This is a genomic window from Natronococcus jeotgali DSM 18795 (assembly GCF_000337695.1).
In the GTDB taxonomy this organism is placed as follows: Archaea; Halobacteriota; Halobacteria; order Halobacteriales; family Natrialbaceae; genus Natronococcus; species Natronococcus jeotgali.
This window is the reverse complement of the sequence record NZ_AOIA01000114.1, coordinates 91,687-110,028: the sequence shown is the minus strand read 5'-3', so window position 1 is coordinate 110,028 and position 18,342 is coordinate 91,687. Positions and strand designations below refer to the sequence as shown.

19 protein-coding genes and 1 pseudogene are annotated in these 18,342 nt (G+C 66.2%); 10 read left to right on the top strand and 10 right to left on the bottom strand.

The features are described 5' to 3' along the window. Positions 1 to 82 precede the first annotated feature (82 nt). A complete protein-coding gene (locus C492_RS11695; protein WP_008423784.1) occupies positions 83 to 1,039 on the top strand; it encodes a succinylglutamate desuccinylase/aspartoacylase family protein in 957 nt (318 codons plus the stop codon). A gap of 196 nt (positions 1,040 to 1,235) precedes the next feature. On the opposite strand, the pseudogene C492_RS23010 reads toward C492_RS11695, so the two are convergent. The 3 genes and pseudogenes from C492_RS23010 to C492_RS11685 form a co-directional block, all read right to left on the bottom strand. Beyond that, positions 1,236 to 1,463 (bottom strand): annotated as a pseudogene (locus tag C492_RS23010) (helix-turn-helix domain-containing protein); the annotation flags it as partial. A 148-nt stretch (positions 1,464 to 1,611) separates the two neighbouring features. Then, positions 1,612 to 2,976 carry a glycine cleavage T C-terminal barrel domain-containing protein gene (locus tag C492_RS11690; RefSeq protein WP_049893027.1) on the bottom strand — a complete coding sequence of 455 codons (1,365 nt, stop codon included), beginning with the start codon at positions 2,974 to 2,976 and terminating at the stop codon, positions 1,612 to 1,614. 459 nt (positions 2,977 to 3,435) lie between these two features. Further along, on the bottom strand, positions 3,436 to 4,806 hold the full coding sequence (locus tag C492_RS11685) for an aminomethyltransferase family protein (RefSeq protein WP_008423781.1): 1,371 nt from the start codon (positions 4,804 to 4,806) through the stop codon (positions 3,436 to 3,438). 168 nt (positions 4,807 to 4,974) lie between these two features. Here C492_RS11685 and C492_RS11680 point away from each other — a divergent pair, with 168 nt between their 5' ends. Together C492_RS11680 and C492_RS11675 are read left to right on the top strand one after the other, a co-directional pair. Beyond that, positions 4,975 to 5,487, top strand: a complete 513-nt coding sequence (locus C492_RS11680) for a hypothetical protein (RefSeq protein ID WP_008423779.1) — start codon at positions 4,975 to 4,977, stop codon at positions 5,485 to 5,487. A gap of 63 nt (positions 5,488 to 5,550) precedes the next feature. Continuing rightward, positions 5,551 to 5,835 carry a translation initiation factor eIF-1A gene (locus C492_RS11675; protein WP_083866577.1) on the top strand — a complete coding sequence of 95 codons (285 nt, stop codon included), beginning with the start codon at positions 5,551 to 5,553 and terminating at the stop codon, positions 5,833 to 5,835. Positions 5,836 to 6,017: 182 nt separating this feature from the next. Here the strand turns inward: C492_RS11675 and C492_RS11670 are convergent, their stop codons facing one another. Beyond that, positions 6,018 to 6,716 carry an SDR family NAD(P)-dependent oxidoreductase gene (locus C492_RS11670; protein WP_008423774.1) on the bottom strand — a complete coding sequence of 233 codons (699 nt, stop codon included), beginning with the start codon at positions 6,714 to 6,716 and terminating at the stop codon, positions 6,018 to 6,020. Between the two features lie 52 nt (positions 6,717 to 6,768). Next, positions 6,769 to 8,682, bottom strand: a complete 1,914-nt coding sequence (locus tag C492_RS11665; RefSeq protein ID WP_008423773.1) for a formate/nitrite transporter family protein — start codon at positions 8,680 to 8,682, stop codon at positions 6,769 to 6,771. A gap of 98 nt (positions 8,683 to 8,780) precedes the next feature. On the opposite strand from C492_RS11665, the gene C492_RS11660 reads away from it, so the two are divergent. From C492_RS11660 to cruF, 3 genes are read left to right on the top strand one after another with little or no spacing between them, the layout of a single operon-like run. Further along, positions 8,781 to 10,262, top strand: coding sequence for a phytoene desaturase family protein (locus tag C492_RS11660; protein ID WP_008423771.1), 1,482 nt, complete (start codon positions 8,781 to 8,783; stop codon positions 10,260 to 10,262). A gap of 37 nt (positions 10,263 to 10,299) precedes the next feature. After that, positions 10,300 to 11,187, top strand: coding sequence for a prenyltransferase (locus C492_RS11655; protein ID WP_008423769.1), 888 nt, complete (start codon positions 10,300 to 10,302; stop codon positions 11,185 to 11,187). Positions 11,188 to 11,205: 18 nt separating this feature from the next. Next, the gene (gene cruF / locus C492_RS11650; RefSeq protein WP_008423766.1) at positions 11,206 to 12,069 is read left to right on the top strand and encodes a bisanhydrobacterioruberin hydratase; all 864 of its coding nucleotides are present in this window, start codon (positions 11,206 to 11,208) and stop codon (positions 12,067 to 12,069) included. Between the two features lie 40 nt (positions 12,070 to 12,109). Here cruF and C492_RS24635 read toward each other — a convergent pair whose 3' ends face one another. The 3 genes from C492_RS24635 to C492_RS11640 all read right to left on the bottom strand — a co-directional run bounded on the left by C492_RS24635 (position 12,110) and on the right by C492_RS11640 (position 15,101). Continuing rightward, positions 12,110 to 12,256, bottom strand: a complete 147-nt coding sequence (locus C492_RS24635) for a hypothetical protein (RefSeq protein ID WP_008423765.1) — start codon at positions 12,254 to 12,256, stop codon at positions 12,110 to 12,112. 481 nt (positions 12,257 to 12,737) lie between these two features. Beyond that, positions 12,738 to 13,688 (bottom strand): phytoene/squalene synthase family protein, encoded by a 951-nt coding sequence (locus tag C492_RS11645; RefSeq protein ID WP_008423762.1) that lies wholly within the window; start codon positions 13,686 to 13,688, stop codon positions 12,738 to 12,740. A 171-nt stretch (positions 13,689 to 13,859) separates the two neighbouring features. Continuing rightward, positions 13,860 to 15,101, bottom strand: coding sequence for an ornithine cyclodeaminase (locus C492_RS11640; RefSeq protein ID WP_008423760.1), 1,242 nt, complete (start codon positions 15,099 to 15,101; stop codon positions 13,860 to 13,862). Positions 15,102 to 15,211: 110 nt separating this feature from the next. Between C492_RS11640 and C492_RS24630 the strand changes: the two genes are divergently transcribed. The 4 genes from C492_RS24630 to C492_RS11625 all read left to right on the top strand — a co-directional run bounded on the left by C492_RS24630 (position 15,212) and on the right by C492_RS11625 (position 17,002). Continuing rightward, positions 15,212 to 15,364 carry a hypothetical protein gene (locus C492_RS24630; protein WP_008423759.1) on the top strand — a complete coding sequence of 51 codons (153 nt, stop codon included), beginning with the start codon at positions 15,212 to 15,214 and terminating at the stop codon, positions 15,362 to 15,364. A gap of 40 nt (positions 15,365 to 15,404) precedes the next feature. Beyond that, on the top strand, positions 15,405 to 15,803 hold the full coding sequence (gene msrB, locus C492_RS11635) for a peptide-methionine (R)-S-oxide reductase MsrB (RefSeq protein ID WP_008423757.1): 399 nt from the start codon (positions 15,405 to 15,407) through the stop codon (positions 15,801 to 15,803). A gap of 87 nt (positions 15,804 to 15,890) precedes the next feature. Continuing rightward, positions 15,891 to 16,097: a DUF2196 domain-containing protein gene (locus tag C492_RS11630; RefSeq protein ID WP_008423755.1), complete on the top strand. Its 207-nt coding sequence runs from the start codon at positions 15,891 to 15,893 to the stop codon at positions 16,095 to 16,097. Between the two features lie 50 nt (positions 16,098 to 16,147). After that, a complete protein-coding gene (locus tag C492_RS11625) occupies positions 16,148 to 17,002 on the top strand; it encodes a YhjD/YihY/BrkB family envelope integrity protein (RefSeq protein ID WP_008423753.1) in 855 nt (284 codons plus the stop codon). Here the strand turns inward: C492_RS11625 and C492_RS11620 are convergent. Continuing rightward, positions 16,989 to 17,483: a hypothetical protein gene (locus C492_RS11620; RefSeq protein WP_152424908.1), complete on the bottom strand. Its 495-nt coding sequence runs from the start codon at positions 17,481 to 17,483 to the stop codon at positions 16,989 to 16,991. The genes C492_RS11625 and C492_RS11620 overlap by 14 nt on opposite strands. Positions 17,484 to 17,667: 184 nt before the next feature. Beyond that, complete coding sequence (locus C492_RS11615; RefSeq protein WP_008423750.1) at positions 17,668 to 18,324, bottom strand: ERCC4 domain-containing protein; 657 nt, start codon at positions 18,322 to 18,324, stop codon at positions 17,668 to 17,670. Positions 18,325 to 18,342 lie beyond the last annotated feature (18 nt).

Sequence of the window (18,342 nt, the reverse complement as noted above, 5' to 3'; positions counted from 1 at the left end):
CCGTATAGCGCCGGGGATCTCTTAAAACTCGGTTCCGGGCCGCCGACCAAAGCTACAAGCCGCGGGGCTGGTTCCATCGGGTATGGAACACGAGAGCGTTTCCCATTCCGTCGCGGAGCGAGCGCTCGCGCGGCTCCCGTCGGGATCCGAGGTCTCGGTAACCGTCCACCGCTACGAGGGCGGAGCGGGGCCGACGGCGTACCTCCAGGCCGCACAGCACGGGATCGAGCTCAACGGCGCCGCGGCGCTGCGCCGACTCCACGACTCCCTGCTCGAGGCCGAACTCGCGGGGACCGTGGTCGCCGTCCCGGTGGTCAACAGCCTCGCGTTCGACCACGACTCCTACGTGACCCCGCAGGCGGTCGACGCGGTCAACCCGAACTTCAACAGGGTGTGGCCCGGCGACGGGGACGGCACCCTCCAGGAACGGGCGGTCGCCAGCCTCTGGGAGCTGATCGCGACCGCCGACGTCGTCGTCGACCTCCACAGCGGCACCGCCGACATGCTCGAGCACGTCCGGTTTCAGGGCGGCGAGCGCGACTCGCGCCGGCTCGCGTCGGTGTTCGGCGCCGACTACCTCATGACCGATCCCGGGCCGGAGCGCCCCCTCGAGGAGTATACGGGAACGCTCCGGGCGGCCGCGCGGCTGGCCGGGACGACGGCGATCGTCCCCGAACTCTCGAACAGCCGCCAGGTCGATCTCGAGGCGGCCCGGCGGGGCGCCGACGGGATCCGGAACGTGTTGGGCGAGCTCGGGATGCTCCGCGCGGAGCCGCCCGATCCCCCCTCGCAGACGGTGCTGTACGACGACGGGGGACGCGTCGGGGCCGACCGCTCGGGGCTGTTCGAACCCGCGCCCGGCGTGGCCGTCGGCGACCGCGTCGCCGAGGGGGACGAACTGGGAACGGTGTACTCGCCCGACACCTTCGAGCGCCGCCAGTCGGTCGCCGCGACCGCTTCGGGCGTGATCTACTCGCTGACCCGCGAATCCGCGGTCACCGCCGGCGAGAAGCTGGCCGGGATCGCCGGCCTCGAGTGAGGACGACGTCCTCGGTGGGAATCGTTACGTAGGCGAGCGTACGTAACGCGAATACTTCCATCAAGCAAGCGAGATGTTGATACCGCCGGGGTGCATACACAGCGTGTTTCGGTCACGACGCTCACCCGAGGACGCTGACGGAGACACATCGTGCCCTCAGGGTGATATCGTCGCCACTGCACCGAGTAGCCGTTGATCAATCTGGCTTTTCACTGTCATCCATCAGGGACGAAACGATGAGTCGTTTGATCCCACGACGAAGGAGCCTACTGGCTGCAGGTTGAGAGATATCCAGATTAGCGGCGACTTCGCTGAGAGTTGCGTTCAGTGGGTCTTCAAAATACCCTGTGTCGAGTGCGACGAGGAGTGCCTCTCGTTGGCTAGCGGTCAATCCTGCGTCCGTATTCCCTAAAATAGCGTACTCCTCATGTGTTCAATGAACGAGTCGATCTGTCGGGCGATGACAAATACACTCAATTCTGAGTTCATCCCACGACTTCAGTTGTGGGCTTTCTCCTTGAACCACTGTAATCCGCTGAGTCCATCACAACTTGTCTTCGGAGAAACGACTCTCAATCGTCTATATCATCCCTGGCGTGAATTTTGGCCTGTTCACGGGCGCTGGGATTGACCGACTCTTTGAACGGAACTTTCGCCAGCGTCGCATATACGGGTTTGCCAGGCACCTCAGCGTACTCGTCCGGGAGGTGGACTGCAAACTCCACATCGAGGTCCGCGTCGTATATCGAGTCGTCGAGCGGAACGTCGGTCGCAGCCTGCAGTTTCGCCGCTGGAACGAATCCGAGGCCGATATTGGTCTCGAGGTCCGGATTCCACCCCGCCGACGTCAGGTAGCCACATTCATCGCCCGTCTCCGGGTCCGAGATGAGCCAGTAGTCCGAGGGCCATTCCAGAATCGGTTCGCCTGCCATTTTCAGACCGACCAGTTTGTGAGTGAACGGAAACGCACCGTTTTCGATGGCGTCCTTCTGACGCTCCAGTTCGGCTTTGCCGACGTAGTCCACGTCCTTGTCGTCGGGGACCTGATAGCCGAGGTTGACCTGGAACGGCGACGTCTCGTAGTCCATGTCCTGCCCCAACGACAGGATTCCGGCAGCGATACGTCGACGACCGTTTACTGGCGTCGCGGCACCGCCGTGGTCTTTGACCGTTTCGAGGACTGGATTCCACACTGCCTCGGCGTTCTTCGTCGCTTCACGGACGTATATTTCGAACCCTGCCTCTCCGGAGAAGCCCGTCTGGCTCACCAGCACCGGGACGTCGTTGATAGTCGCTTCCATCAGTCCGTAGTACGGAACGTCTTCGACCGCATCACCGATGAGCGACTCCATCACATCGGGCGATTTCGGCCCCTGAATCTGCATCGGCGAGACGTCGATCTCGTCGATGTCGACCTCGAAGTCATTGCCGACTGTGACCCCTTGCAACCACTGCAGCAGGTCGGAGTCAGCGATGGAGAACCAGAACTCGTCGTCGTCAGGCCGCAACAGGACAAAGTCATTGAGGATACCGCCGTCCTGGTTGCAGCAGATGGCGTACTTGCCACGCATCGTCTCGATGTCGGTCGCCTCTCGCGTAATGACGAAGTTGACGAACGCCTCGGCATCGGGTCCCGCGACACGAATCTGGCGCTCGACCGCGACGTCCCATAGCGCTACGTGGTTGACCAGCAGCTCGTACTCGGCTTCCGCACCTCCGTCATCGGGGTCGATGTACGCGCGGGGGTGATACATGTGGTTGTAAACCGTCGCCTGATGACACCCCTCCTCGACGGAGAGATGCCAGAACGGTGACTTCCGAACCCGGGTAGAGGTCACGAGGTCAACGTCTGCGTCACCTGTTTGACGAAGATTTCTGGGAACAGTACGATCCGATTGGTCGACATTGGGGTGGTTCGGGTGGTGGTTTCTCGACATTGGTAATCTATTCCGGTGATTCGACGGTATGGTTGGATAGCGACGCCCAGAGACGCCCGATGCGACTGGTATCGAACGGCGGGGTAACTCCCGTAGGGAGGTAGAATTTTGGTTCAGTGTCGGTGCCTCGGTCATCGGCATGGTATCTCTGTGTCATACAAGTGAATACTCGGCCATCGTCATGGTATCCTGTACCACGCAAGTGAATAACGGCCTGTAACTGCATTGCCCTCTCTCTTAATCGAATAATGCATTTATATCGGGTCTGGAATATTTCATGCATTCGCGAGCGATTCACCGCCGGACCGGGGTGAAACCCCGCGACGGCGGCCTTTTTTCATCGAAGTTTTTGCCAGGGGTTGAGGCTGACGCCGAAGGCATCAACCGATGTCCCCGGTAAAAAAGTTCGCTGAGGCGGAGAGAGCGTGGTGCTAGCTACCGTTGACCCGGTAGCTACCGTCAGTCTTCGTTGGCCTCGGCTTCCTTACGCGCGCCGAGCTTGGCCTGTTCGCGGGCGCTGGGGTTGACCGACTCCGTGAACGGCACCTCGGCGACGGTCGCGAACACCGGCTCGCCGGGCTCCTCGGCGTACTCGTCGGGCAGGTGCACCCGGAACTCCAGATCCAGCTCCTCGTCGTAAATCCGATCGTCGAGCGGCGTATCGGTCGCCTCCTCGAGGGTCTCGGCCGGGACGAAGCCCAGGCCGATGTTGGTCTCGAGGTCGGGGTTGTACCACGGCGACGTGAGGTAGCCACACGTCTCCTCGGTGTCGGGATCCGAGACGAGCCAGAAATCGGGCGCGTAGTCCCGGACGGGCTCCCCGGCGAACTTCAGCCCGATCAGCTTGTACGCGAAGGGGTACTCGCCGTTTTCGATCTGCTCCCGCTGGCGCTCGAGGGCCTCCTTGCCGACGTAGTCGCCGTCCTTGTCGTCGGGCACCTGGTAGCCGAGGTTGACCTGGAACGGCGACGTCTCGTGGTCCATGTCCTGGCCCCACGAGAGGATGCCCGCGGCGATCCGTCGGTGGTGGCCGGGGGCGATCTGGCGACCGCCGTGATCTTTGACCGTCTCGAGGACGGGATCCCAGACGGCCTCGGCGTTCTCGGTCGCGTCCCGGACGTAGATCTCGAATCCCTTCTCGCCGGAGAAGCCCGTCTGGCTCACCAGCACGTCGCAGCCGTCGATCTCGGCCTCCATCAGCCCGTAGTAGGGGATGTCGCTGACCGCCTCGCCGACGACGTCGATCATCACGTCCTCGGAGCGGGGACCCTGGATCTGCATCGGCGCGACGTCGATCTCGTCGATCTCGACGTCGAAGTCCCTCCCCACGTTGACTCCCTGGAGCCACTGCATCAGCGTCGAATCGGAGATCGAGAACCAGAACTCGTCCTCCGCGAGCCGAAGGAGGACGGGGTCGTTCAGGATCCCGCCGTCCTCGTTACAGAGGATGGCGTACTTCCCGCGCATCGGTTCGATCTCGGTCGCGTCCCGCGTGATGACGTAGTCCGTCAGCGCCTCGGCGTCGGGGCCTTTCACGCGGATCTGTCGCTCGACTGCGACGTCCCAGAGGGTGACGGCCTCGGTCAGCGCCTCGTACTCGGCCATTGCGCCGCCGTCCTCGGGTTCGACGAGCCCTCGCGGGTGATAGAGCCTATTGTACACCGTCGCGCGCCAGGCGCCCTCCTCGTTGAACGACTTGTGAAAGAACGGGGACTTCCGAACCCGCGTCGAGACCAGCATCTCGATGCCCGGGTCGCCGGTCTGTCTGAGGTTCCGCGGAACCGTCCGGTCGGGCTGCTCGAGCTCCGGTTGTTTGTTACTATCTACCATGAAAGAGGTGACGGTACACACCTCAATAAAAGATCCTGTTCATAACTCCCCCCGTTTATCCGCGGTCGATCTCGAGTTCCGCTCGCCTCGAACGCGGATCGTCGGACGCCGCCGCGAGCGTCGTGCCGAGAGGAAAGACACTTCCGCGGACGACGCCTCCCGACGGACGTGAGCGCCGACGCTACCCGCCGCGTCGAGGTCTACCCCGGTCGGGAGGTCGTCGTCGAGTTCGACCCCGAGCTGACCTTCGAGTGCGTCGAGGACTGCACCTGGTGCTGTCAGCACGGGGTCTTGCTGTACGACGACGACCTGCTCGAGCTCGCCCGGCGGGCGAACCTCGCCGAGACGACGACGGACTTCCGCGGCGAGAAGTTCGTCACTCGCGAGCGGAAAGACCGCGACGAGCACGTCGCCGACGACGGCTGCGCCTGTGCCTTTCTTCGCGAGGACGGTCTGTGTTCGCTCCACCTCGAGGAGGACTGGAAGCCGACCCGGTGTTCGGTGTTTCCCCTCGGCGTCTGGCGGGAGGACGGCGACCTCCACGTCGACATCCGCGATTCCGCCCACGACCACTGCGAGGGGCTGAACGTCAGCGATCGGGTCGTGATCGACAACCTCGACGCCTTCCTCCCCGAACTGCTGTGGGAGCTCGAGAATCCCGACTCCGAACGGGAACTATGAGACGGAGTGCCACGATACCAGTTCTCGCCAATCATTTAAACGTGTGGCCGCCGTAGGTAACCTGTGACAGAAAACTCCGGGCGACGGAACCTCCGTATGCCCAACAGCGATGAAGTATTCGCCGTCGTGACCGAACACCTCGGGGGCAACCACGTTCAGCTCCAGTGTGCGGACGGCGAAGAACGGCTCGGCCGCATCCCGGGACGGATGAAGTACCGGACCTGGATCGAGCAAGACGACGTCGTCGTCGCCGAGCCCTGGGACTGGCAGGACGAGAAGGCCACGATCGAGTGGCGCTACACCAGTCAGGACGCCGACCAGCTCCGCCGCGAAGGTCACATCGACTGAGTTTTACTGCGGGTTTCTCGACGCCGACCGCCGAGCGGCCGCCAGTTCGTTTCTAGGCTCGCCTGTGCAACGAAATCCGTTGGAACGGTCGGCGGGAAACGGAACGCCGTGGTCGCCCGAGACGGGAGCGCGAGCGACGTTCGACGAGCACAGCGAGCACGCCGACGACGGTCGGGAGTAGCTCACCGCGTCGCTCGCTTCCACTCCCGGAGACCGAGGACGGCGCCGTCGAGCTCGTCGGCCGGGGCGTCGGTCGCCGCCCAGACGAACATCGGCGCGATCTCGTCGGGATCCCGGCCCCCCGCACCCGAGAGTCGGGTCGCGACCCGCCCCGGATCGAGACAGCCCACGACGTACTCCGTGTCGGCCGCGAACCCGCGCGCGACGGCCTCGGCGGTCGCCTTCGAGATCGCGTACGAGCCGTAGCCGGGCTTCCCGTTCCGCGCGACCGCCCCCGTCGGGACGAGGACGCGGGCCCCGTCGTTGAGGTGGGGACGCGCCTCCCGGATCGTCGCGAACACGCCTCGCCCGTTGGTCCGCCAGTGGTCGTCGAACGCCGAGTACGACTCCCGATCGGTCGGCGTCTCCCCCGGGTCGCCGTGGTAGACCCCGGCCGCGGCGACGACGCAGTCGATCCCGCCGTTCGATCCCGCCCGCGAGGCCGTCTCGAGGAGGCGCTCGACGTCTAACTCGTCGCGGACGTCCGTTCGAACGCCCGCGGCCGTCGCGCCCGCGTCCTCGAGAGCCGCGACCGTCTCCTCGACCGCGTCGCCGTCTCGAGCGCCGACGACCACCGTCGCACCCGCGTTCGCGAACGCCGCGGCGACGGCGCGGCCGATCCCGCGGGTTCCGCCGGTTACGACCGCCGTCTGTCCGTCCATACGGTACGTACGGGCGACGCCTACAGAAATTCGTCGAAAGCGGAGGCGGGCGCTACCCGAACAGGCGCTTGAGGAGCGGTCGATCGCTCGGCCGCTCGGCGAGGATCACCGAGCAGTCGACCTCGTTGATCACGTCGAAGTGGAGCGAGCCGGTGACGAGCCGGGAGAGCAGTCCCCGCTCGGTCGCGCCGAGTAACAACAGCGTGCTCTCTCGGGACTCCCGACAGATCGCTTGCTCGACGTCGCCGGAGTCGTCGACGACGAGTTCGGCGTCCTGGAGGCCGTGATCCGCGGCCCAGTCCGAGAGGAACTGCTCGCCGGCCTGGCGCTCGTCGGGGTCGTCGACGACGTGAAGCAGCGTCACCTCGGCGTCGACCGTCGACTGGAAGGTCTGGGCGATCTCCGCGCTCAGATCGGAGTCCGGGCCGCCGGCCGTCGGCAGCAGGATCCGCGACGGATCGAAACCGCGATCCCGAAGGACGACGAAGTCGCAGGGAAGCTGCCGAGTCAGTTCGCTGAGCGGCCGTTCGGCCCGCGCGGCGCCCCAGAGTTCGTTGACGCCCCAGCCGATCACGACGAGGTCGCTCTGTTTGCTCTCGGCCAGGTTGAATATCTCCTCGAACGAACGGTGGGTGACGATCGTCGAGTACTCGAACTCGACGTCGTACTCGTCGGCGTCGGGACTGATATTCCGGAGCAACGCTTCGGACTCCGAGACGATCTGGTCGCGCTGTCTCGCGCTGGCGGACTGGCCGGGCGTCTGAACGACGTGGACGACCTGAACGATCGCCGACTCGTGGTGCTCGGTCAGCTGTGCCGCGAGGTCGATGAGCTGAGACTCCGTGCGGGGGTTCGCGATCGGGACGACGACCCGGTAGGCGTCCTCCCGTTCGGCCGCCTCTATCCGCTCGGCCGTGTCGATCAGGGGGACGTACGAGCGACCGACGAAGCCGCCGAACAGCCACTCCCTGATCGAGAGTCGTCGCTTGATCCCCTCGAAGCGGGCGGATTCGAGACGCTTCTCGCTGGTCTGGAAGTAGTTGACGACGGTGACCAGCAGGATGCCGCCGATGGTGTTGCCGAGCAACACCGGGAGGACGAACTGGGTCAGGCCGACGAAAAAGGAGAGGTCGCCGGCGAAAACCGCGTAGGACATCTCGGTGAAGGAGGTGACGACGTGGAAGAGGTTGCCGATCGGAATCGCCAGGAACGCGAGGTAGACGACGGCGAGCCTCGAGATCGTGTCCCGAGAGGCGAAGGTGACCCAGACGACGCCGGCGACGATCAGTCCGGCGAAGGCGGCCTTGAAGAACAGGTCGGACCAGGCCGTCTCGACCCCGTGGGTCCCGAGGTACATCGCCGCGTCGGCCGCGTCCTCGGAGAAGACGCCGCCCCACGCCAGCACCGCCGCACCGATGGTGGCGCCGACGAAGTTCCCGATGAGGACGATCGTCCAGTGGCGAAACAGCGCCGGCACGCTCGCGAGCCGTTCGAGGGTGAGCGCGACCGGGGGCAGCGTGTTCTCGGTGTAGAGCTGGTAGCCGCCGATGATGATGTAGATAAATCCCAGCGGGTACAGCAGGGCGCTCAGAACGGGGTGGCCGTCGGTCGAGCCGTACATCGAGGCGTACAGCAGGAACGTGATCGTGATCGCGAACCCGGCCGCGATCCCGCTGAACAGCAGCTCGCGGCTGCCGGAGGTGACCTCCTCGTCGGCGGCCGCGACGATCCGCTGAAAGACCTCGTCCGCGGAGAAGCGATCGCGGACGACCGACCCGACCGCCGGCGCCCCGCTCGCCGAGCGCTCGAAGGCGCCCCGGACGGCGTCCTGCTGTCGTTCCCGATTCCGGCGCTCCTCGAGCTCTTCGGCGGGCCCGCGGGCTCGCGGCGACTCGCCCGGCGGGGTCGAGTCGCCGTCCGCCTCCGGATCGGGAGCGGACGTGTGCTCGTGTTCGGACGTATCCATTACTAGGTGGAATCTCGCAGACGAACTAAGACGTTGGTATTTCGGCTCGACGGGTTCGGAGCGTACATTCATCACCCTGCTTCCGCTACGATTCGAGTATGCACTCCCTGAACGGAACGTCCGTCGCCGTGATCGGTGCCGGCGTCGGCGGGCTCTCGACGGCCTGTTACCTCGCCGACGCGGGTGCGGACGTGCGCGTGATCGAGAAGAACGAACAGCTCGGCGGCCGAGCGAGCCGCCTCGAGCGCGACAGGTTCCGGTTCGACATGGGCCCCTCGTGGTACCTGATGCCCGACGTCTTCGAGCGGTTTTTCGGCCACTTCGATCGAACGCCGACCGACTACTACGGGCTGACCCACCTCGACCCCCACTACCGAATCTTCTTCAAAGACGGGGACGAGGTCGACGTCACGCCCGACCTCGAGCGCACCAAGCGGGTCTTCGAGTCCTACGAGGACGGCGCCGGCGAGGCCCTCGAGCGCTACCTCGAGAAATCGCGGGAAAACTACGAGGTGGGGATGGAACACTTCGTCTACGAGGACCGCTCCCGCCTGCGGGACTACCTCGACCTCGACGTCGCGCGACAGGCCCGGGGACTCTCGCTGCTGGGCTCGATGCAGGACCACGTCGAGAACTACTTCGACCACCCCAAGCTCCAGCAGATCATGCAGTACACGCTGGTCTTTCTGGGAGGGTCGCCGAAGAACACCCCCGCCCTCTACAATCTGATGAGCCACGTCGATTTCAACCTCGGCGTCTGGTACCCCGAGGACGGGCTCGGCGGCGTCATCGACGGGATCGCCGAGCTGGGTCGGGAGCTAGGCGTCGAGTACGAGACGAACCGCCCCGCGACCGAGATCAAGGGCCGGGAGGGGGCCTTCCTCGTCGAGACGCCGACGGGACCGCTGCGGCCGGATCTGGTCGTCAGCAACGCCGACTACCCCCACACCGACCAGGAGCTGCTACCGGCCGAACGGCAGGGGTACGACGCCGACTACTGGGAGTCCCGAACGTACGCCCCCTCCGCGTTCCTGCTGTACCTGGGCGTCGAGGGCGACGTCGACGAACTGGCCCACCACACCCTCGTCCTCCCGACCGACTGGGAGGAGCACTTCGGGCAGATCTTCGAGGACCCTGCCTGGCCCGACGATCCCGCCTACTACTGCTGTGTGCCCTCCGAGACCGACGACGACGTCGCCCCCGATGGCCACAGCACCCTGTTCGTGCTCGTCCCCATCGCGCCCGGCCTCGAGGACACGCCCGAGCAACGCGAGCGCTATCGGGAGGTGATCCTCGACGACCTGGCCGACCACACCGGGACGGAGCTGCGGGACCGGATCGTCCTCGAGGAACGGTTCTGTATCGAGGACTTCGCCGACCGGTACAACAGCTACGACGGGACGGCGCTGGGCCTGGCCCACACGCTCCGCCAGACCGCGCTGTTCCGACCGCCCCACCGTGCCAAGCGGGTCGACGGGCTCTACATGACCGGCGGGGACACGACGCCGGGGATCGGCGTTCCGATGTGTCTGATAAGCGGCGAACTGACCGCCGAGAAAGTCTTCGAGGATCACGGGTGAGCCGGATGGCGGACGCCGACGGAGGGCCGGCCCAGCGATGACCGACGACTCGGACTCCGTCGCATCGAGCCAGTCAGCGAGCGACCGCGCCGTCGACGGGCTGTCGTACCTGCTCGTCCTCTCGCGGCCCCGGTTCTGGCTCTACCTGGCCGGGCCTGTACTCGTCGGGGTCGCCTACGGGGCGTCGACGATCGGGGAGCTGTTCGAGCCCGCCGCGGCCGCCCTGTTCGCGTACTTCCTGGTGCCGGCGAACGTCTTCCTCTACGGCGTCAACGACATTTTCGACCGCGACATCGACGCGGCGAACCCCAAGAAGGACGACCGCGAGGCGCGCTATCGGGGCCAGCGAACGGTCCCGCCCGCGGTCGCGCTGACGGGCGGGCTCGGCCTCGCGCTGTTCCCGTTCGTCCCGCGAGCGGCCTGGCCCTGGATCGCGGGCTTTCTCGTCCTCGGCGCGGCCTACAGCGCCCCGCCGGTGCGGTTCAAGACGACCCCGTTGCTGGACTCGGTCTCGAACGGGCTGTACATCATGCCGGGAGCAGCGGCCTACGCTGCGGTCGCCGGCTCGCAGCCGCCCGCCCTCGCCGTCGTCGGCGGCTGGCTGTGGGCGATGGGAATGCACACCTTCTCGGCGATCCCCGACATCGAACCCGACCGGGAGACGGGGATCCGGACGACGGCGACGGCCCTCGGCGAAGACCGCACCTACGCCTACTGCGGCGCGTGCTGGCTCGCGAGCGCGGTCGCCTTCGGCGCGCTCGATCCCCGCCTCGGCGCGGCGATGGCGGTCTACCCGCTGGGGGTCGTCGCGATCGCGACCTCGAGCGTGGCCGTCGATCGGGCCTACTGGTGGTTCCCGGCGATCAACACGGTCGTCGGCGCGGCGCTGACGATGGGCGGACTGTGGGTGATCCTGTATGGCTAACGACGGAGGTGTCCGAACGTGGACGGCGTGACGACGGATCGAACCGAGGAGCGGACCCGTGCCGCCCTCCAGCGACGGCTCGAGGACGTCGTCCGCGAGAACCGGTTTACGATCGCGGTGGTGTTTCCCGCGATCGGCGCGCTCACGCTGCTGGCCAGCGCCGAGGGGCTGTTGCCCGAGCCGCTGTCGTACAACCCGCTGTTGATCCTCTTCGGAACGGCGGTGATGCGCTCGCCGCTGGTCGTCGGCCTCCTGCCGCGGATCGACCGACGGGCAGCCGCCTGTCTCGCCGTTCTGACCGCGTACACGTACGCGATCGAGACCGTCGGCGTGCGGACCGACTGGCCCTACGGCGCCTTCGAGTACACGATCCAGCTCGGGCCGATGCTGCTCGGCGAGGTTCCCGTCGCGCTGCCGCTGTTTTTCATCCCGCTGGTGCTCAACGCCTACCTGCTGACGCTGCTGGTGCTCGGGGAGCGGGCCGACGCCGCGCTCGTCCGGCTGCCCGCGGCGGTCGCCGCCGTCGTGGCGATCGACCTCGTGCTCGACCCCGCGGCCGTCGCGATCGGCTTTTGGGCGTTCGAGTCGGGCGCCTACTACGGCGTCCCCGTCTCGAACTACGTCGGCTGGGCGATCTCCGGCGTCGTCGCCGTCGTCCTCGTCGATCTCGCCTTCGACCGGGCGGCGCTGCTCGAGCGCGTCCGCACCTGCGTGTTCGTCCTCGACGACCTGGTCAGCTTCGTCCTGCTGTGGGGGACGGTCAACCTCCTCTACGGCAACTGGATCGCCGCGGGGGTCGCCGGACTGTTCTGTCTGGGGCTGTTCCGGACCGACCGGTACGACCTCGAGATGGTGAAAACGGCGCTCCCGGGCGGGAGCTAATCGGATCGGCGCGAGAACGCGAGTCGATTTTCGGCGCGGCTCAGACGAAGAGTCCGCTGATCGCGGGCCCGAACTGGAGCAACAGGACGATCGCCAGGACCGTCAGGGTAAGCCAGGCGGCCAACCCGGTCGCAGCGAGGCGGGCGTTCTCTCGGTCGAACTCGAGTGGGTCGTGTTGGACGCTCATACCTCGTCGTTCGAGGCCTCGGACAACGAACTCACAGCCTCGATATCGGGGGCGTTTAAGGTATCGGCAGCTGGTAATACGGGTTCGTTGTTCAGAGTAGGGCATGAACCTCGCGTTCAGTACAGGTAAAAGACTGTACAGAGAAAATTGCTGTCACTCAGATAATCACATAATGTATTTCATCGAGTAGATGGTTCAGTAGCACATGCCTGAGGGAGAGAGTGAAAGAACAATGGCTCAGTGTACCTCTTGTGGGTCGGCCTATGCTGCCAAAATATGGTCGGATAGGACGATAAAACCTATTGGAACAAAAGATTGTTGTCAGTGTGGTTCAGCAGATTTTCAAGTTATCGAAGATTCGGTTGACATCGGTTCACAAGCTAAGACCACTGATTGACGACTATTACTGCTCAGTTCGCACACGTAGTTACCAGACAATCCGGCTGATTTCCGGGAGGCGCTGAATAATGAAACCGTACTGCTATCGCGTCGGAACGCCGTCGCCGTGTTCCGGACCGCGCCGATCCGGCTCGAGGGAGGGGACCGCCGACACCCTGTCGAAGACCGCCTCGGGATCGCGGTTCCAGTGCCAGTGCCAGCGGGTCTTCGCGAGGCATTTGAGTTTCCGTACCGTCGACAGCGACGGCTCCGCCGAGAGGACGTCGTACTCCCGGTTGCGGATCACCGTGTGGTGTTCGGCGTACAGCACCGCCGCGAGCAACACCGGCAGCTGGCAGTCCTCGGGCAGGTAGCGGATGCCGGCGACGCCCTCCCGGTAGAGCGTCTCGGTCCGCCGGAGTTCCTCGGCCATCGCGTCGCGGAACGACTCGGAGTACTCGAGGCGCTCGATCTGACGCTCCGGAACGTCGTGGGCTCGAAGCGTCTCCAGCGGGAGGTAGATCCGATCGCGCTCGAGGACGTCCTCGCGGACGTCCCGCAGGAAGTTCGTCATCTGGAACGCCTCGCCGAGCTTGATGGCGTGGGGGAGGGCGGTTTCGGGGTCGTCGGGCTCCATGATCGCGGTCATCATCACGCCGACGGAGGCCGCGGAGCCGCGCATGTACCCCTCGAGGTCCGCGTAGGTTTCGTAGCGGTCGGTGTCGACGTCGGACTCCATCGCGTCGAGGAAGGTCTCGATCTCCGCGTCCTCGATCCCGTAGCGGTCACAGAGCTCGCGAAACGCCTCGAGCACCGGGTCCTCGGGCTCGGCGCGGCCGAGCGCCTGCCGGCGAAGCGACTCGAGTTCGGCGCGCTGCTCGGCCGGCGGAACGTCGGCCGCGTCGTCGACGATCTCGTCCGCGATGCGGAAGAACGCGTACAGGACGTGGGTCGCGTTGCGAACGCGTTTCGGAAGGAACCGCGTCGCGAGATAGAACGTCTTCCCGGTTCGCTTCTGAATCGCCTTGCCCGCGTCGATGTGTTCCTGTTGCATTTGCGACTCCAGCCGTCCGACAGTCGCCCGACCGGGGGCGCCGCCCGACGGCGATCGGGAATAGCTCATACGACAGATACATATAAAACTACTAGCCCTCACAGAGATGAATTCGTTACCGAATTCCGACAAGAGGGGCCGAAAGTGGACGGTGCTGCCGACTCGAGCGGGCTACGTCTCGTAGCTCTCCGCGAGCAGTTCGTCGGCGAGCATCGGGATGAACGCCCCGATGTCGGTGACCATCCCGATCGCCTGGGCGCTGCCCCGGTCCAGTAGCTGGGTGACGGTCGCGGGGTTGATGTCGACGCAGACGGTCTTCGTGGTCGAGGGGAGGCAGTTGCCGACGGCCACGGAGTGAAGCAGCGTCGAGAGCATGAGCACGAGGTCGGCCTCCTGGGCCTGCTCGCGGATCGCGTTCTGGGCCTCGATCGAGTCGGTGATCGTGTCGGGCAGCGGGCCGTCGTCGCGGATCGACCCCGCGAGCACGAAGGGGACGTCGTTAGTGACGCACTCGTACATCACGCCCTCGTCGACGACGCCCTCCGCGACCGCTTCCTCGATTCCGCCCAGACGGGCGATCTCGCTGATCGTGTAGATGTGGTGTTTGTGGCCCTTCCGGGGGTGTTCGAGGCTCTCCGTGTCGACGCCCAGCGAGGTGCCGTACAGGTCCCGCTCGAGGTCGTGGACGGCGAAGCCGTTGCCCGCGCTGACCGCGTCGACGTAGCCCGCCCGGACGAGGGCCGCCAGCGCGTCCCGCCCGCCCGAGTGGACGATCGCCGGGCCACAGACCGCGAGGACGGTGCCATCGTTCTCGTTGACCTCGCGCATCTCGTCGGCGATCTCCTCGATCAGCGACGCCGAGGGCCGCTCGCTCGAGACCCCGCCCTGCATGAACCCGAACGAGCCGCCCCCGCCGTTGCGCGGGCGTTCGGGCGGATCGACCCGGATCCCGGTCTCGCCGGTGACGACCAGGTCGCCCTCCTCGATCGCGTTGAGCACCTTCGTCCGGACCCGGACCTCGTCGCCGCGGTCGACGACGAGCGCGCAGTCCATCTCGACGTCCTCGACGTCGTGCCACTCGCCGTCGACGCGGACGGCCGTCGGGTGGTTCGTCGTCGAGTAGAAATCGACCGGGACGATCCCGTCCCCCGGCGCCGCCTCGAGGGTCGCGTCCCGGGGATCGGCCACGGTCGCCCCCTGCTGGTTGAGTTCGTGGAGGATCGCCCGTAGCTCCTCCTCGGTGTCGGCCATCACCCGCAGCCGGCAGTAGGTCTCGGCGTGTTTGTGTCGGCCGACCTCGAACTCCTCGACCTCGAACTCCCCGCCCATGTCCATCACGGCGCCGAAACAGGCGCCCATCGTCCCCGAGTCGATGATGTGTCCCTCGAGCTCCACGGTTCGCGCGACTGTCATTGTCCCCTCGTTGGCGAGCGGGGACCGTCAATCTGTGCGTCTCGACTCGCGGATGCGGACGGATCGTCCCGGAATCAAGCTATATAGGCCTCCAGGACGTACGGTACCGTATGGCATCCACACTCGGCCAGTCGCGGTGTCGACGCTGCGGGTTCGAGGCGCCGGGCGGCGACGACGCCTGGGTTCGACTCGAGGTTCCGAAGCTCGGTCGGATGACCCAGTGCCCGGACTGTGGCAGCACCGACGTCATGACCCACCGGTAGGGGAGACAGACTCTTGCCCGTCAGGATCCTATCGGGTTCCATGAGCAACGAACCCGACGTGCCGACCGACGACCAGGAGTGGCGCGAGGAACTCACCGACGAGCAGTACCGCATCCTCCGGGAGGCCGGCACCGAGGCGCCGTTCAGCGGCGAGTACGTCGACCACAAGGACGACGGCAGCTACGCCTGCGTCGGCTGCGGGACCACCCTGTTCGACTCCGAGACGAAGTTCGACTCCGGCTGCGGCTGGCCGAGCTTCTCGGACGTCGACGACGACCGCGTCGAGACCCGCCTCGACACCAGCCACGGGATGCGCCGCACCGAGGTCCTGTGTGCGAACTGCGGTGGTCACCTCGGGCACGTCTTCGACGACGGCCCCGAGCCGACGGGGAAACGGTACTGCATCAACTCGGCGGTGCTCGAGTTCGACGGCGAGTAACCCGATCGGCCCGCTTCGGGGCTCGGCCGACGCCGCGACGCGAATGCAGGCACTATCCTTTTCGAACGCACGCGCCCACCTCCGTCCATGTCGAGCGAACGCCCGACCGCCGAGGAGCTGCGACAGGGACTGACCGTCGAGATCGTACAGGAGGATCAGGACGTTCACTCCGAGGACACCGAGCCGCTGCTCGGCGAGGTCGGCACCGTCTACGAGGACACCCCCGACGGGCCCCGCGTCGAGCTGAAAAACGGCGTCGTCGGCCACGTCCAGTCGGTCGTCCACGACGAGTAACTCTCGACGCTATTTTACCCCGGGCCGCTCGAGTGCGTCTCGAGTAGTCGATGAGAGGATCACGCTGGCTCGAGGTCGGCCGTCGCGTCGTCGCCGTCGCCAGGGAACGACAGATCAGCGTCAAGTCGGCGGGACTGGCCTACCACGCGTTCAACACGCTGATTCCGCTCGTTATTCTCGTGCTCGTCGGCGCGGCGCTCGTCGACGCCCTCGAGCCGATCCTCACGGGGGTCGCCGAGACGTTCGGCCTCGGGAGCGTGCTGGCCGACGCGGCGATCGAGGAGATCGCGGGGGGACGCGGCGATCGGCGCCGAGCGGCGCTGCTCGCGCTCGCGATCCTGTTGTGGAGCGCGGCCCGTTCGTTTCAGGCGATAAACAGCGCGTTTACCGGGATTTACGGCTCCCGAGATCGCCAGTCGTACGTGGGAAGCGTCGCGACCGTGACCCTCGTGACCGCGCTCAACGCGTCGCTCGCGACGGTCACGATCGCGCTGGGGGTCGTGCTCGTCGGGGTCGTCGGGATCAGCCTCCCGATCCAAGCGGGCGGACTGCTCGCGGCGGTCGGGAGTGCGGTCGGGCTCCTCGTCGCGCTCCCGTTGGTCTTTCTCCCGATGTACTACCTCTTCCCCCAGACCGACGTCTCGGTGCGGGAGGTGGTTCCGGGAACGGCGTTCGCCGCCCTCGCCTGGGCGGCGCTGGCGGTCGGCTTCCGGCTCTACGTCGCGAGTTCGGAGAGCGTCGCGCTGTTCGGGATCGCCGGCGCCGTCCTGTTGATCCTGAGCTGGGTCTACCTGGGCGCGCTCTGCCTGCTGCTCGGGGCCGTCCTCAACGCGGTGCTGGCCGACCGCGTCGCCGCCGACGAGGAGTGGCTCCCGCCGGCGGAGCTCGAGGTCACCGACGACTGATCCCCTTCTCGACCGACAGCGTCCCGCGCTCGCGGCGGTCGCCGACGGCGACCGTCCACCCGTGGTCGCCCGGGCCGAACCGGTCGCTCGCGTAGCTCGCGTAGGCGTCGACTTCCTCGCCGGGCGCCAGTTCCAGGGGCTCGAGTTCGTCGACCAGGCAGGCGATCTCGAGGACGATCGGCGCTGACGCCGTTCCGTCGCCGTAGTTCCGGACGGTGAGCAGGAACTCGACGCGCCCGTCCGTCGCCGAGACCGAGCTCGGCGCCGAGACGGACAGCTCGAGGGCGGACGCGGCGGTATCGTCTCCGCCGGTTTCGTCGTCAGCCTCGTCAGTTCGCTCTCCGTCGGCCGCCCCTTCGACGTCCGCGACGCTACCGCTCGAGTCCGCGTCGACTCCCTCGCCGGGGCCGACGGCGCCGACCACGCCGCCGATCGACGCGAGCCCGGCCGCGATCACGCCCCGTCGATACGGCTCTATCATACACAGCACATCTCAACTACTGTACATCAGTATCAAGGTAATACAGACAATTACGACTGATAGAACAATTCACAGGGGTTCGGTACTGGACTGCTACTCGGTTTCGGCACGCCGAACCGGATGAAACGTCGTAAAACGGACAAAACGCCGCGAAACGAGCGACCCGTTCCGAACCGCTGTTGCGCTATCGGTCGGTGCCGCGCACCGCCCCGTAGATCGCCCGCGCTCGCCGCTCGCCGACCCCCTCGAGCGCCTCGAGGTCGGCGACGCTGGCCTCGAGCAGGTCGGCCATCGAGGGGTAGGCGTCGTACAGCGTCGCCGCGAGTTCGGGTCCGATCCCCTCGATGCAGCCGTACATCCGCTTGGTGGTCGGTTCGTTGCGGCTCGGCACCGAGCCGACGGGAAGCGCGCGACTCGACGGGCCCTCGGTGTGTTTTCGCCCGAGCCGGACCGCGAAGTCGACGAGCCGTCGGCGGTCGGTACACGGGATCACCGGGACGCCATAACGGGCCGTGATCGAGGCCATCGAGCCCCGGATCGCCGTCGGATCGACGCTCGTCCGCAGCGACTCGAACGCCGAGACGTCCCCCTCGAGGAGGACGTAGGCGTGGTCGTAGCGCTCGGCCAGACGCTCGAGCTGATCGTACAGATCCGTCCCCGAACGGCTCATGACGCCGTTGACGTAGTCTCGCGGGGTCTTTCGCTCGAGGCCGACCGGGCCGACGACGAGATCGCCCGCGGGAAGGCGTTCGACGGCGGTCTCGGCGACGTCGGCGTGGCCGCGAACGGCCTCGACGACGACGGCGGGCTCCCGGTCGTCGACGGTAACCGCGACGCGCATGGACGCCCGTACGGGCTC